Below are 1,203 nucleotides of genomic sequence, written 5' to 3'. Positions count from 1 at the left end.
AGGCCGTGGCCTGCCGCAACGTCTCGCGCAGCGCGGCGGCGCCGGAGCGGGCGGCGGCCCGGTAGTCGGCGTGCGGGACCGTCGCCGGGGTGCGGAACGTGCCTTCCCGCAGCGCCTCCTGCTGGCGGGCGTTGAGCTGGTTGTACGCGAACAGCGCCGCGCCGTCGGAGTTCGCGTCGTTGACCGCCTGCACCTGGTCGAGCATCAGGTCGGGGGACGATCCCCGCAGCGGCCCGTAGGTGGCGGTGTAGAGCGGCACGTCGCCGACCCGCTCCCGCATCACGGCGGTGTCGTGGCCGACCGAGCCGGCGGAGGTGCCGAACGACATCCCGGTGAGGAAGTCGAGCGTGCCCGCGTCGACCCAGGCGCCCCAGTTCTGGAACTTCTTGGCCAGCCCGTCGGTCGGGTCGGCGAACACGGCGGCGGAGAGCTGCCGGTCGCCGGCGACCCGTTCCTGCATCGTGCGGACCTGGTCGACGAACGTGGTGACCTGCTTCTCCCGCCAGGCGTTCCAGGTCGGCCACTGCGGTGACTCGGGGGTGAGCGTGTACGGGTCGACGCCGTGCTCGGCCGCGAACGTCTGCCGGCTGTACGCCGAGTAGGAGAAGTCGGCGCCGTAGGGCAGCGAGACGGGGTAGCGGATGTAGTCCAGGTGCAGCCCGTCCACGTCGTAGCCGCGCAGGATCTCCTCGAAGGTGGCGAGCACGTGCGCGCGGACGGCCGGGACCGCCGCGTCCATCCAGTAGTAGCCGGGTTCCATCCGGGACGGCTGCGGGCCGGCCTTGCCGACGTCCTCGCGCTCCACGGCGGCCCACTCGGGGTGGGCGGTGAGCACCGGGCCGCCGCCGGACTCGACGCCGACGAAGAAGGTGTGCGTCCAGGCGTGCAGCTCGATGCCCCGGGCGTGCGCCTCGGCGACCCACACCTTCAGCGGGTCGAAGCCGCGCATCTCGGGCCGCTGGGCGGGCATGCCGGCCCGCTCGGCGACCGGGCTCGGGTAGATCGTGTAGCCGCCCCAGACCGTCTCCAGGAACACCATGTTGAAGCCGGCGGCGTCGATCCGGTCGAGCGAGGCGCGGATCTGCTCCGGGCTGGTCTCGATCGGGCGGACCCAGAGGCCGCGGCCCTCCACCGGGCGGGACTCGCGGGCCCGGTAGCCGGCCACCGCGGCGCGCCGGGCGGCGTCGCGGGCCAGCTCCGCGG

General features: G+C 74.0%; 1 protein-coding gene. It reads right to left on the bottom strand.

The features are described 5' to 3' along the window. On the bottom strand, positions 1-1,203 hold a 1,203-nt coding region (locus HUW36_RS33195), incomplete at both ends, for a glycoside hydrolase family 10-like protein (protein ID WP_174531623.1).

Origin of the sequence: Micromonospora maritima (assembly GCF_902825405.1) — a bacterium.
Classification (GTDB): domain Bacteria; phylum Actinomycetota; class Actinomycetes; order Mycobacteriales; family Micromonosporaceae; genus Micromonospora; species Micromonospora maritima.
The sequence above is the reverse complement of the archived record's forward strand: the minus strand, read 5'-3'. Positions and strand labels throughout refer to the sequence as shown.